This is a genomic window from Urbifossiella limnaea (assembly GCF_007747215.1).
GTDB classification, from domain to species: domain Bacteria; phylum Planctomycetota; class Planctomycetia; order Gemmatales; family Gemmataceae; genus Urbifossiella; species Urbifossiella limnaea.
In genome coordinates this window covers 5935533-5948436 of sequence record NZ_CP036273.1, presented here as the reverse complement: position 1 = coordinate 5948436, position 12904 = coordinate 5935533, and the positions used below count along the sequence as shown (strand labels likewise).

At 72.3% G+C, this 12904-nt stretch carries 12 protein-coding genes; 3 read left to right on the top strand and 9 right to left on the bottom strand.

The genetic code is table 11. The features are described 5' to 3' along the window. Positions 1–69: 69 nt before the first annotated feature. The 3 genes from obgE to ETAA1_RS24235 form a co-directional block, all read right to left on the bottom strand. Positions 70–1182, bottom strand: coding sequence for a GTPase ObgE (gene obgE / locus ETAA1_RS24245; protein ID WP_145243070.1), 1113 nt, complete (start codon positions 1180–1182; stop codon positions 70–72). 254 nt (positions 1183–1436) lie between these two features. Next, on the bottom strand, positions 1437–3260 hold the full coding sequence (gene argS / locus ETAA1_RS24240) for an arginine--tRNA ligase (protein WP_145243069.1): 1824 nt from the start codon (positions 3258–3260) through the stop codon (positions 1437–1439). A 7-nt stretch (positions 3261–3267) separates the two neighbouring features. Beyond that, complete coding sequence (locus ETAA1_RS24235; protein WP_145243068.1) at positions 3268–3855, bottom strand: riboflavin synthase; 588 nt, start codon at positions 3853–3855, stop codon at positions 3268–3270. 82 nt (positions 3856–3937) lie between these two features. Here ETAA1_RS24235 and ETAA1_RS24230 point away from each other — a divergent pair, with 82 nt between their 5' ends. Further along, positions 3938–4945 carry a Rieske 2Fe-2S domain-containing protein gene (locus ETAA1_RS24230; protein WP_145243067.1) on the top strand — a complete coding sequence of 336 codons (1008 nt, stop codon included), beginning with the start codon at positions 3938–3940 and terminating at the stop codon, positions 4943–4945. Between the two features lie 32 nt (positions 4946–4977). Here ETAA1_RS24230 and ETAA1_RS24225 read toward each other — a convergent pair whose 3' ends face one another. After that, complete coding sequence (locus ETAA1_RS24225; protein WP_202920377.1) at positions 4978–5205, bottom strand: hypothetical protein; 228 nt, start codon at positions 5203–5205, stop codon at positions 4978–4980. A gap of 104 nt (positions 5206–5309) precedes the next feature. Here ETAA1_RS24225 and ETAA1_RS24220 point away from each other — a divergent pair, with 104 nt between their 5' ends. Further along, positions 5310–5813: a hypothetical protein gene (locus tag ETAA1_RS24220; protein WP_145243065.1), complete on the top strand. Its 504-nt coding sequence runs from the start codon at positions 5310–5312 to the stop codon at positions 5811–5813. A gap of 107 nt (positions 5814–5920) precedes the next feature. Here the strand turns inward: ETAA1_RS24220 and ETAA1_RS24215 are convergent, their stop codons facing one another. After that, positions 5921–8182 carry a protein kinase domain-containing protein gene (locus tag ETAA1_RS24215; protein ID WP_202920376.1) on the bottom strand — a complete coding sequence of 754 codons (2262 nt, stop codon included), beginning with the start codon at positions 8180–8182 and terminating at the stop codon, positions 5921–5923. Between the two features lie 312 nt (positions 8183–8494). On the opposite strand from ETAA1_RS24215, the gene ETAA1_RS24210 reads away from it, so the two are divergent. Then, complete coding sequence (locus ETAA1_RS24210) at positions 8495–9793, top strand: glycosyltransferase family A protein (RefSeq protein WP_202920375.1); 1299 nt, start codon at positions 8495–8497, stop codon at positions 9791–9793. A gap of 6 nt (positions 9794–9799) precedes the next feature. On the opposite strand, the gene moaA is transcribed toward ETAA1_RS24210, so the two are convergent. From moaA to ETAA1_RS24190, 4 genes are read right to left on the bottom strand one after another with little or no spacing between them, the layout of a single operon-like run. After that, positions 9800–10864, bottom strand: coding sequence for a GTP 3',8-cyclase MoaA (gene moaA / locus ETAA1_RS24205; RefSeq protein WP_390621252.1), 1065 nt, complete (start codon positions 10862–10864; stop codon positions 9800–9802). Between the two features lie 57 nt (positions 10865–10921). Further along, positions 10922–11515 (bottom strand): histidine phosphatase family protein, encoded by a 594-nt coding sequence (locus ETAA1_RS24200; RefSeq protein ID WP_145243062.1) that lies wholly within the window; start codon positions 11513–11515, stop codon positions 10922–10924. Beyond that, on the bottom strand, positions 11512–11922 hold the full coding sequence (locus tag ETAA1_RS24195; RefSeq protein WP_145243061.1) for a molybdenum cofactor biosynthesis protein MoaE: 411 nt from the start codon (positions 11920–11922) through the stop codon (positions 11512–11514). The genes ETAA1_RS24200 and ETAA1_RS24195 overlap by 4 nt, the downstream gene beginning before the upstream one ends. A gap of 6 nt (positions 11923–11928) precedes the next feature. Next, on the bottom strand, positions 11929–12672 hold the full coding sequence (locus tag ETAA1_RS24190; protein ID WP_145243060.1) for a hypothetical protein: 744 nt from the start codon (positions 12670–12672) through the stop codon (positions 11929–11931). Positions 12673–12904 lie beyond the last annotated feature (232 nt).

The window sequence follows — 12904 nt, the reverse complement described above, 5'->3', positions numbered from 1 at the left end:
CGCTTGCGGCTTAGCGCTGCCCTACGCTAAGCCGCAAGCGGACACACCCCCGAGCCGACGAACACGGACTCACCCCCCCGCGTCGGCCGGCGGGGTGATGCTCGGCACCGGCTGCGTCTTGAAGTCCTCGGTCCGCACCGCGGCCTCCGTCGGGAACTCGACCGGCGGCCGCCGCACCTCCTTCGGCTCCGCCGCCTTCAGTTCCGTCAGCAGCGCCAGCACCCGGCCCACCACCCCCGACAGACCCTGACCGGTCACCGCCGAGAACAGGAGCACCTCGCGGCCCAGTTCCGCGGCCAACTTGTCGCGCACGGCGTCGGCGCCGGGCAGCTCCGCCTTGCTGACGCACACGATCTCCGGCCGGCCGTCCAGCGGGATGGTGTAGTCGGCCAGCTCCTTGCGGATGGTGTGATAGTTCTTCACCGGGTCGGCGGCGTCGGACGGGAACGGCTCCACGACGTGAACCAGCACCCGCGTCCGCTCGACGTGCCGCAGGAACTCGTGCCCCAGGCCCACGCCCTGCGCCGCGCCCTCGATCAGGCCGGGCAGGTCGGCGAGCACGAAGCCGGCGTCGCCGAGCGTGACGATGCCGAGGTGCGGGTGCTTCGTGGTGAACGGGTACGGGGCGATTTCCGGCGTGGCCCGCGACAGCCGGCTCAGCAGCGTGGACTTGCCGGCGTTCGGGAAGCCAACCAGGCCGGCGTCGGCGATCACCTTCAGCTCCAGGCTGATGTGCCGCTCCTCGCCGTCCTCGCCCGGCCCGAACTGGCGCGGCGTGCGGTTCGTGGCGCTCTTGAAGTGGTGGTTGCCGCGGCCGCCGCGGCCGCCCTTCGCCACCACCACTTCCTCGCCCTCGGTGGTCAGGTCTTTCAGGACGTTGCCGCGGTCGCGGTCGCGGATGATGGTGCCCGGCGGCACGAGGAGGATCACGTCCTCGGCGTCGGACCCGGCGCAGCGGGCGCCGGAGCCGGCTTCGCCGTTCTTGGCCTTCCAGTGCTTCTTCATGGTGAGGCCGGCGAGGTTGTCGGCGTTCGGGTCGGCGCGGACGATGACCGACCCGCCGTCGCCGCCGTCGCCACCGTCGGGGCCGCCGCGCGGGACGTACTTCTCGCGCCGGAACGACACGGCCCCGCGGCCGCCGTCCCCGCCCTTCACGTACAACTCGACACGATCGACGAACATGGGAGCCAGTTTCGGGTTCAGGGTTCCGGGTTTCACCCCGAAGGGGTGACAGCCCTCAGCCCAGGGCAAGGGAGCGTCAGCGACCGCCGCCCTGGGTACGCGGTGCGAAGAACGTTGCAGGCTGAAGGCCTGCGAGCCTCCCAGCCCTTCAGGCTGGGGGTGGTCTGCTTCCCGTACCCAGGGCGTTGCCCTGGGCTGAGGGCTGTCAGGCCTTCGGCCTGAAGCGACCGAGCCCGAGCCCTCGCACACCAATCCTACATCCGCTCCACGACGCGGATGCCGAGCAGGTCGAGCGCCCGTCGGATGGTGCGGCCCACGAGGTCCACCAGCAGCAGCCGGCTGTCGCGGAGCTCGGGCGCCGGCGCCTTCAGCACCGGGCAGTTCTCGAAGAACACGCTGTACGCCTTCGCCAGGTCCCACAGGTAGCCAGTGACGAGGTGGGGCAGGTAGTCCGCCGCCGCGGCCTCGACCGCCTCCGGGAAGCGGAGCAGCTGCAGCGCCAGCGCCCGCTCGGCCGGCTCGCCCAGGATCACCGCCGGCGGGTCGGTGCGGAAGCGGCCGGGGTCAATGTTCTCGCGGCGGAAGATGGCGCAGCAGCGGGCGTAGGCGTACTGCATGTAGCTCGCCGTGTTCCCCTCCGTCGCGGTCATCTTGTCCGCGTCGTAGACGTAGTCGCTGGTGCGGTTGCCGCTCAGGTCGGCGTACTTCACCGCGCCGATGCCGACCACCTCGGCGATGTCGCGCTTCACCGCGTCCGTCAGCTCGGGCACGTCGTGGCCGTGCGCCTTGCGGTCGGCGTAGCTCGCCTCGTACTTCGTCAGCGCCGCCTCCGCCGCCTCGTCGAGCAGCGACGACAGTTCGACCACGCCGCCGGTGCGGGTCTGGAATGGCTTCTTGTCCTTCCCCACGATCGACCCGAACTGGACGTGCTGGAACTCGACGCGGTCGTACCCCCAGCGGCGGGCGGCGGCGAACAGCGTCTTGAAGTGGAGCGCCTGGCGGGCGTCCACGACGTAGAGCATCGCGTCCGGCTTCCAGGTGTCCATCCGGTACTTGACGGTGGCGAGGTCGGTGGTGGTGTAGGTGAACGCCCCGTCGCGCTTGCGGACGATCGCCGGCGGCTCCTCTTTCTTCGCCTCCTCGTCCGTCTGCGGGATCACGCCCTTTGCGTTCGGGATGACGACGGCGCCCTTGCTCTCGCGCGCCAGCCCCTTCGCCAGCAGGTCGGCCACGACGCCGGGGAGCATCGGGTTGTAGAAGCTCTCGCCGAGCGCGTGGTCGATCTTCACGTCGAGCCGGTCGTAGATCGGGCGGAGCATTTCGAGGCACGCCGGCATGAACGTCTGCCACAGGGCGACGTTCTCGGCGTCGCCGGCGTGGAGCTTCGCCGTCTCCTCCTGGCAGGCCTTCTTCACCGGGTCGTCGGTCGGCCCCTCCTCGTCGTCGTCGCCGGCCTGCTTGAACAGCTTCCGCACCGCGACGTACAGGCGGGCCAGCTCGCGGACCGGGTCGGCGGCGAAGGCCGCGTCGTCGCGGTGGTGCTTGTAGCCGTACAAGAGGATGCCGAACTGCGTCCCCCAGTCGCCGAGGTGGTTGTCGCCGACGACGGTGTGGCCGAGCGCCCGGAGGACGCGCACCAGGGCGTCGCCGATGATCGTGCTGCGGAGGTGGCCGACGTGCAGCGGCTTCGCCACGTTCGGGCCGCTCAAGTCGATGACGTACGTCCGCGGGTTCGCCGCGACCGGCAGGCCGAGGCGCTCGTCGGTGGCCAGCTCGCGCACGGCGCGGGCCAGGAACGCGGGCGTGAACTTGACGTTGATGAAGCCCGGACCGGCGACGGTCGGCGGCTCGATGTCGGTGGTCACGGGGAGGGCGGCGACGATCTCGCGGGCCACGTCCGGCGGCTTCTTCCCCGCGGCCTTGGCGAGCGCCATGGCGAAGTTGGCCTGGTAGTCGCCGTGGTCGGGGTTGCCGGCCGGCTTCACGGCGGCGAGGTAGTCCGGCACCTTCGCCGGGTCCGCGGCCGCGGCCGACACCGCCGGCGCGAACAGGGTGCGGAGATGGGTCAACAGGTTCATCGTGCTGTTATACGCGGCGCACCAGTTTGCGGACGTGCTTGGCCAGCAGGTCGAACTCCAGGTTCACGGCCGCGCCGACGCCCTTCGGGCCGAGCGTGGTGTGCGCCCGGGTGTGCGGGATCAGCATCACACTGAACCGGTCCGGCCGCACGTCCACCACCGTCAGGCTCACGCCGTCCACCGCCACCGAGCCCTTCTCCACGAGCAGCTCGTCCCAGCCGGGCGGGAAGCCGAACCACACCGTCTCCCACTCGCCGGTCGTGGTGCGTTCTTCAATGCGCCCCACGGCGTCGACGTGGCCGGTGACGAAGTGGCCGCCGAGCAGGTCGCCGGCGCGGAGGGCGCGCTCCAGGTTCACCGCGTCGCCGGGGGCCAGCGCCCCCAGGTTCGTCCGCAGCAGGCTCTCGGGGCCGGCCTGGAAGGCGAAGCCGTCGGCGCCGCGGGCGGTGACCGTCATGCACGCGCCGTTCACCGCCACGCTCTCGCCGACGGCCAGTTCCTCGCCGAACCCGGCCACGCGGAAGCGGCGGCCGCCGTCGCCGTCGGCCTCGGCGGCCCGTACCGTGCCGAGCGTTTGCACCAGACCGGTGAACATGTACCCATTGTAGGGGTTTGGGTCAACCACGCCGGCGGGGGCGGTCGATACCGGGATACCGTTCGCCCCGGAGACTGCACGCATGGGGATGCTCGACCACTGGCAGCCGGTGCTTCGCTCGGCGGAGCTGCGGGCGAAGCCGGTCGGCGTCACGGTCGCCGGCGAGCCGATCGCCGTGTTCCGCACCGCCGCCGGCCTCGGCGCGCTGGCCGACGCCTGCCCACACCGGAAGCTGAAGTTGAGCATCGGCACCGTCGTCGGCGAGAAGCTGCGGTGCCAGTACCACGGGTGGACGTTCGACGCGTGCGGCAGCGGCGAGAGCCCCGGCAGCCCGAAGCTCCACGCCTGCACCACCAGCTACGACGTGCGCGAGGAGCACGGCCTGGTGTGGCTCAAGTCCCGCCAGTCGAGGCCGGAGTTCCCGCGGCTCGCCCCGGACGGCTTCCACCCGGTGTGCACGCTCAGCCACGTCTTGCCGGCGCCGCTGGAACTGGCGGTGGACAATTTCACCGAGATCGAGCACAGCGGCACCGTCCACACCACGTTCGGTTACGACCTGGAGCGGATGAACGAGGTGAAGGTGCGGTTCGAGAGCACCGCTTCCAGCGTCCGTGTGATCAACGAGGGGCCGACGAAGCGGCTGAACCCGGTGTTCGCGTGGTTCCTCGGCATCAAGCCGGGCGACACGTTCCACGACGACTGGACGACGTACTTCTCGCCGCTGTACAGCGTGTACGACCACTGGTGGACGAGCCCGGACGGGAGCCGCGAGGGGATGGTGCGGTGGCGGCTGTACCTGTTCTTCGTGCCGATCGACGACCGGAGCACGCGGCTGTTCTCGGTGACGTACGCGAAGTCGCGCTACCCCGGCCCGATGGGCGGGCTGCGGCTGGTGCGGCGGCTGTTCGCCCGGGAGATCGACCGCGAAGTGACGGCCGACGTGAACATGCTCCACCACCTGGCCGACTACGACACCGGCATCGCGGGCCTGAAGCTGAGCCGGTTCGACAAGGTGCTCGGGCTGACGCGCGAGCGGATCGGCACGATCTACCGCGGCGAGTCACCGCGGACGCTGCGCCTCGTGGCGTGACGCCCGGGCGCACGCCGCCGGGCGCTCGCCCCCTACCTCGCGTCGTACTCCACGACGCGGTTCCACGACCGCCGCAACAGGCCGACCACGGCCCACCCGGTCAGCATCCCGAGCACGTAGACCGTCAGCGCCAGCACCGGCACCGACACTGACACGGCGTTGCCGGCCAGGTTCACCGACACGTCGTGGCCGTTCGTGTACGCGAAGTAGCCGACCGCCGCCCCGAACGCGACCAGCACCAGAAAGCTGAAGAACCGCACGGCGCACCTCCGGGTGAGTGATCTCATTTCACCCGAATGCGAATCCGGTGCCGGCGGCACAGCGGTTGCCTGTTGTGAGCCGCCCACTCACCGGAGGACGACTCATGGCCGCCAGCACGACGACAGACCCCGAGAAGACCGTCGACCTGCCGCCCTACGGGCCGCGGAACCCGGACCCGATCACGAACACGCCGGGTTCGCACCCGATCGAGACGGGCGTCGGGGCCGTCCTCGGCGGGGTGGCGACCGGGCTGGCGGTCGGCACCCTCACGGCGGGGCCGCTCGGCGCCGTGGCCGGGGCCATCGTCGGCGGGGCGGCGGCCGGCGGGCTGGCGGGGAAGGGGATCGGCGAACTCATCGACCCGACGACGGAGGACAACTGGATTCGCGAGTACTTCGGCCGCACCGGCACGAAGCCGAGCGAGGACCAGTTGGCCGCGCAGCGGCGGGCCTACCGGTACGGCCAGGCGGCCCAGGCGCGGCACCCCGGGATGATGTTCTCGCAGGTCGAGACGAGCCTCCGCGACGGGTGGGAGGCGTCGGGCGAGACGTCCGCGTGGGCCGACGTGCGCGACGCCGTCCGCGGCGGCTTCGACCGCACGCTGTGAGCGCGATTCGTTTGCACGAGCCGGGCGAGCGGCCGGCGTCAGCGGGCTGTTCCTGAGCGCCGCTGACGCGCGGAGGAACAGCGGGCTGACGCGGGCCGCTCGTCCGCTCACCCCCCCTGATGAATCTGCTCGAACCGCGGGGCCGCGGTGGCGAACGCCGCGAGCAGCGTCGGGTCGAAGTGGCCCGCCGACTCCGTGGTGATGAGATTCACCGCGCGGGCGTGGTTCAGCGGCGGGCGGTGCGGGCGGCGGCTCCGCAGCGCCTCGTACACCGCCGCCACCGCCACCAGCCGCGCCGCCAGGGGAATCTTCGCCCCGGCGAGGCCGTCCGGGTAGCCGGTGCCGTCCCACCGCTCGTGGTGGCCGCGGGCCACCTCGGCGGCCAGTGGCAGGCTCGGCACGTCGGCCGCGAACTTCCCCGCCACCGCCATCAGCACCTCGCTGCCTGCCGTGGTGTGCGACTGCACCACGCTCCGCTCGTCCTCGTCGAGCTTGTCCGGCTTCATCAGCACGTTGCGCGGCACGGCCAGCAGCCCGACGTCGTACACCGGCGCGACCGCGGCCAGCAGGTCCACGTAGGTCGGGTCCTTCAGCCGGGCGTACTCGCCGCCGCCGGCGGCGGCCCCGGCCAGCGCCCGCACGTACCGGCCCACCCGGCTCCAGTGCCCGTCGGCCGCCAGGTTCGTCTCGGTCAGGAGCCGCGACGCGGTGTACGACAGCGCCTCGGCCGCGGCCGTCGGCCGCGCCGGCGGCGCGACCGGGCGTGGCGTGCGTTCGAGCGAACCGCGGCTCATCACCGCCGTCGCCTTCGACGCGGCGGCGGCGGTGCCCGGCCCGGTGCGGCCGCCGCGCCGCAGCACCAGTGAGCGGATGCGGGAGAGGAAGTCGGGCGAGCTGAACGGCTTCGCCAGGAAGTCGTCGGCCCCGTCCACGGCCAGCCCGCCGAGCGCCTCCGTCGGCAGCGCCCCGGACACGAGGAGAATCTTGATCGCGTCCGGGTCCGGGCAGGTGGCGCGGATGCGGGCGATCAGTTCGGGGCCGCTGAGGCCCGGGAGGTTCACGTCGGCCACGATCACGTCCGGCGGGTTGCGAACGACGTCGGCCAGAGCCGTCTCCGCGTCGCACGCCTCGCGCACCTCGTACTGGCCTTTCAGGACGGCGGTCATCCACCGCCGCAGCGGCGGCTCGTCGTCCACGAGCAACACACGCACGCGGTCGGCCTTCGCCGGCGGCATCGTCGCGGGCGCCCCGGCCGGCAGCCAGTGGGTGAACCCGGTGAGGGCCGCGGCGACGGTGCGGGCCGACGGGAACCGCTGGTCCGGGTCGTTGTCCATGAGCCGGGCGACGAGGTCGCTCACCTCCGCCGGCACCTCGGGGCGGACGGCGCGGACCGGGTCGGGCGACGTGCTGAACCGGCGGTGCAGGTCGCGGACCGGGTTGCCGCTCTCGGGGTACGGCTCGCGGCCGGACAGCGCCCAGTACATCGTGGCGCCGAGGCTCCACAGGTCGGCGCGGGCGTCCACGGCGTGCGGGTCGCGGGCCTGCTCGGGGGCCATGTAGCCGACCGTGCCCAGCAGCGTGCCGGCCTCGGTGACGTCGCGGTCGGGCAGCCGGGCGAGCCCGAAGTCGAGCACCTTCGCCTGCCAGTCGGGGGTCACGAGCACGTTCGACGGCTTGATGTCGCGGTGGACGAGGCCGTGCTTGTGGGCCTCGGCGAGGGCGTCGGCGATCTGGCGGAACAGGTCGCAGGCCCGGTGCGGCGTCAGCGGCCCCGTCTCGCGGACGAGGTGGTACAGGTCCTGGCCGGGGTAGAACTCCATGACGAAGTAGTCGCGGGCGCCGCCCGCGGGGTCGGAGCGCACGGCCAGGCCGGCGTCGGTGCAGCCGATGATGTTCGGGTGCTGGAGCCGGGCGACGGCGCGGGCCTCGGCGTAGAACCGGTGCAGCAGCCGCGGGTTCCCCTCGATGGCGCGGGCCATGACCTTCAGCGCGACCTGCCGGCGGAGCTGGAGGTGCTCGGCCCGGAAGACGGTGCCCATGCCGCCCTGGCCCAGCACGTCGAGGACGCGGTAGTGGCCGAGGATCAGGTCGTCGGCGCGGCCGTCGCGGACGGCCTCGGCCTGGTACCCGGTCAGCAGGTGGCGGGTGACGAGCCGGTCGAGGAGGGCGTCGGTGCCGGGGGCTTGCGTGATCAGGTCGCGGTCGCGCGGCGCAAGTTCGTCCCACTCCTCGGGGAGGACGACGAGGGTGTCGAGGAGGCGTGTCAGCAGCGTGAACGCCGGGGTGACGGCGACTTCGCCGGTGCCGTCGAGCGTGTCCGCGGGCAGGAGGGCGTTTCCGCGGGGGGGGGCGGCGAGCGAGGAGCTCATGGCAAGCCCGGAGGGATCGGCCGGTCGGCGGGGGCACACCAGCATGGGACCGGGTCGTGTCTCGCACAACCCGTCGGCCGCGAAAACCCGGCCTGGGGTGCGCCGGTCTCATCCTGCCGCATGAGTTTTCGCGCGGCGGCCGAACGCCGGCGGGCCCCGCGTGAGCTGACGGAAACACTTCTGGTCGCGGCACACCGCCCGCGCCCAGCCCGGCCGCGCCGGCACAACCGGCACTTCCGGTCAACTCGGCCGCGCCGGTGGTCGATACCTCCAATACGGCGGTGCCCGCGCCGGACCCCGTGGGGAGGCGTCATGACGGTGCCGAAACTGTCGGTCATTCTGCCCAACTACAACCACGCCCCGTACCTGCCGCGGTGCATCGAGGCCATCCTCGACCAGTCGTACACCGACCTCGAATTGATCATCATCGACGACGCGTCCACCGACGACAGCCGCGACGTGATCGCCGAGTACGCCCGCCACGACCCGCGCGTCCGCTTCCACGTGAACGAGAAGAACAGCGGCGTCATCGCCACCCTCAACCGCGCCCTGGGTATGGCCCGCGGCGAGTACGTGTTCGGCGCCGCGTCCGACGACTACGTCCTGCCCGGGTACTTCGAGAAGGCGATGGCGCTGTTCGCCGCGCACCCCGAGGCCGGCATCACCGTCGGCCTCGTCGAGTGCGTGGACGACGACGGGCGGCTGCGCTTCCTGTCGCCGGGGCCGTGGGCCGACGAGGCGTGCTACCTGCCGCCGAAGGAGCTGGCCCCGCGGATGACCCTGTGCGGCGTGCCCGGCCCGGTGATCTGGCGGAAGGACGAGTTCCTCGCCGCCGGGGGGTACCACGCCGACCTGCAGTGGCACGGCGACTGGTTCCCGCTGCAGGTGGTGGCGTTCCGCCGCGGCGTGTGCTTCCTGCCGGAGCGGGTGTCGGTGGTCCGCGAGGTGCCCGAGTCGTACTCGCAGAGCCAGAAGCGGAAGAAGACGCAGCAGGTGGTGCTGCGAACGCTGATGGCCCGGATCGCGGCGCCGGAGTACCGCGACGTGCTGTGGGGCTACACGGCCAGCGGCATCTTCCGCCAGTTCGGCCCCGAGCTGATCCGCGCCGCGGCGCTGACGCCGGACCTCCCGGCCGAGCTCCTGCCGCCGCTGCGCGACGCGGCGTTCGCGCACGCGGCGAACCTGATGCGCGAGCCGGACGCGGCGGTGCGGGCGGGGCTGGCGACGCTCCTGGGGCGGTACGGGCGGGAGGCGTTCGGCCTGTACGACGTGGTGAGCGCGCGCGGCGAGCCGGACCCGGGGGCGGCGGAGGTCCGGCGGGCGGCGCAGGCGGCGATCCTCCGGGACCTGCCGGCGCTGTCGCGGGTGAAGTTCCACGTGCGGTCGGCGGCGGCGAAGGTGCTGCGGGCGGCCGACCGGTGCGCCCGGCCGCTCTTGCACCGGCGGGTGGAGCGGCTGGAGCGGCTGCTGGCCGAGATGCTGGAGTTCCAGCGGAACGAGCAGTATCAGGCGCTGAGCGCCTTGTACCAGCAGCTGGACCGCGTGCAGGACGCGATCCGGGAGACGCACGCCCGCCCGGCCGAAGACGCCCGCCCGCGCCGCGCGGCGTGACGGCCGTCACCCGCCGATGGCGTGCATGGTGCGGCCGGGCTTCACGTACCCGGCCGCGTTGAACCCGTGCCCCTCCCACTTCGCCCACACCACCCGCCGCAGCAGTTCGGCGAGCCCGGCGTCGTCCGGCGCCGGCCGCAGCAGCGGCTTGGCGTCGGCCTCGTCGAGCGCGAACAGGCAGTTCCGCACCGCCCCCTCGGCCGTCAGCCGCAGCCGGTTGCACGCCCCGCAGAACGGCCGCGACACCGACGCGATCACCCCCACGCGCCCGCCGCCGTCTGCGTACTCGTACTCCGTAGCCGGCGCGCTCGGGTCCGCGCCCGCCGCCGGCTCCAGCGGCCCCACCCCGCGGCGGAGCAGCTCCAACAGTTCGTCGGCGAGCAGCGCCCGGGAGCGGTCCCAGGCGTCGGCCCCGATCGGCATCGACTCGATGAACCGCAGCTCGTAGCCGCGGTCGCGGCAGAACCGGGCCAGCGGCACCGCGTCGAGCTCGGTCACGCCGCGCAGCGCCACCGCGTTCACCTTGATGCGCGTGAACCCGACCCGCGTCGCTTCCTCCAACCCCGCCAGCACGCGCTCCAACCCGTCGCGGCGGGCCAGCTCGCGGAAGCGGCCGGGGTCGAGGGTGTCGAGCGAGACGTTGAGCCGCCGCAGCCCCGCGGCGTGGAGCGCCGCCGCCTGCTCGGCCAGCAGCACGCCGTTGGTGGTGAGCGCCAGGTCGGTCAGCCCCGGCACGTCGACCAGCATCCGCACGAGGCGGTCCAGGCCTTTTCGCACCAGCGGCTCGCCGCCGGTGAGCCGCACCTTGTGGACGCCGAGCCCGGCCGCGACGCGGACGAAGCGCGTGATCTCCTCGAACGTCAGCAGCTCGGCGCGGTCGCGGAACACGACATCTTCCGGCATGCAGTACGTGCAGCGGAGGTTGCACCGGTCGGTGACGCTGACGCGGAGGTTGGTGTGGACGCGGCCGTGGGAGTCGATGAGTCTGCGGGAGTCTGCGGGAGTCTGCGGGAGTGGGGGAGTCGGGGCGACCGGCGTGCCGGCGCCGGCTGCCGCGAGCGTCAGCGGGATGGGCACGGCTGTCCGGTTCTGACTCCTCAACTCCCCACTCCCGAAGACTCCCGACGACTACTGCAGGTGCCGGTCGTCGTTCCACAGCTTGATCGCCGGCTCGTCCATCGCCATGTGGTCGAACCCGAGGACGCTGACGGTCGCGGTCGAGAGCAGCAGCGCCCGGCCGAACGGCACCGGCTGCCGCACCCACCGGGCCGCCAGCACCCGCAGCACGTGCCCGTGCGCGAACAGCAGCACGTTGCCGCTCAGCGCTTTGAGGCGCCCCACCAGCCCGTCGATTCGCGCCTGGATGTCGGCCACCGACTCGCCGCCGGGGGCGCCGTCGCGGAACAGGTCCCAGCCGGGGCGCCGGGCGCGAATCTCGGCCGTCTTCAGCCCCTCGCACTCGCCGTAGTTCCACTCCAGCAGTTCCGGCTCCGGCGTCGGCGCGAACCCGGCCAGCTCGGCGGTGCGCCACGCGCGCTGCAGCGGGCTGCTGAACACGTGGGCGAACGCGGTGCCGGCGAGGCGGGCGCCGATCTTCGCGGCGTCGGCCTCGCCCTTGGGCGTCAGCGGGATGTCGGTGCGGCCGGTGTGCTGGCCGGACTTCGACCACGCGGTCTCGCCGTGGCGGGCGAGGTACACGGTCGGCGGCGTGTGCGTCGTCATGCGCCCTCCACCCACTCGGCGGCGCCGCCCGGGGCGTTCTCGCGCTTCCAGATCGGGGCCGTTGCCTTCAGCGTATCGATGGCGAACCGGCACGCCTCGAACGCGGCCGCCCGGTGCGGCGCGCTGACGGCCACGGCGACGCTCACCTCGCCGACGTCCAGGCTGCCGACCCGGTGAACCAGCGCCACCTCGCCGACGGGCCAGCGGCGGCGGACTTCGGCCTCGACCTCGGCGAGTTTCTTCTCGGCCATGGGGGGGTAGGCCTGGTAGTCGAGGCGGGTGGTGACGCGGTCGCCGGTGAGTTCGCGGACGGTGCCGAGGAACAGGGCGACGGCCCCGCACCGGGGGCCGCGCACGCTCTCGGTGAGGGCGTGGTAGTCGATGGGGTCGGGGGTGAGGCGGACCATGAGGCATCAACTCCGCAGCCCGAAATAATGCTCGAGGTCGGTGATCGCCTCCTGCCACCGCCCCTGGAAGCGGGTTCGCAGGTGCGTCTCTTCGCTCTCGGGACGCGCGAGCTGTCCGACCTGGGTCAACTTGCCCCTGACCGGCTTGTGGAATCGGGCAAAGCACTTGCGCACGACAGGGATCAGCCGGCCGTCCGCATCCGGGCGGATCAGTTGTCGCTGGCGGAACGTTCGGAGCGGGGGCTTGTCCGCCGATCGCCACTCCAGCAACGCCACGATGTCAAACCCTTCCGTTTCGTGTCGGTCGTCGGTGGCGAGTACCAGGACGGCCCCGAACGTTCCGTCGCCGAGTTCCGCGGCGAGACATGCCCCGGGCAGGTAGACGGGCGGGTGACGCTTCTCGACCGTCCGCTTCTTCGGCCTGGGGTTGCGTTGCCTGACCACGTGCAAGAACTCGCGGACGGCCTGCTCACGCTTCGCGAGCAGGCTCGGCCCCCCCTCCCGCCAGCGGTCGAGGCCGCGCCCCTGTTCCGCGATCTCCTGAATCCGCACGAGCAGATCGGCGTCGAGAGCGCCGAATTCCCACTGCGCGGCGGCGACCGCGAACCAAAAAACCGGGCCGTCATCGCTGTCCGCGATCGCCTCCGCCCAACCGAGTTCGAGCGCGTGGCGGACCGCCGCATGGTCCATGCCTTGGTTGTAAAGTCGGCGATAGTGCCGGACGACGTCTAACGCGTCGTCGTCGGCCAAGATCGATTCACTCCACGTCCCCATACCAACTCTCCCCGCTGCCGAACTCCGGTTCGCGGACTTCCTGCCCCCCGCGGCGGTCAGGTTCACCCGGACTGGTGGGTTCCGCAGAACCCAGACCGCGTCGTTGGAATCAACGCCGGTCCGGCGGGCGGGTTCAGTCGCACCATCGGCTTCGGGCGGTCCGCCGTCGTGGGCTACCGCACGACTCAACAACCAAATTGTACCCCCG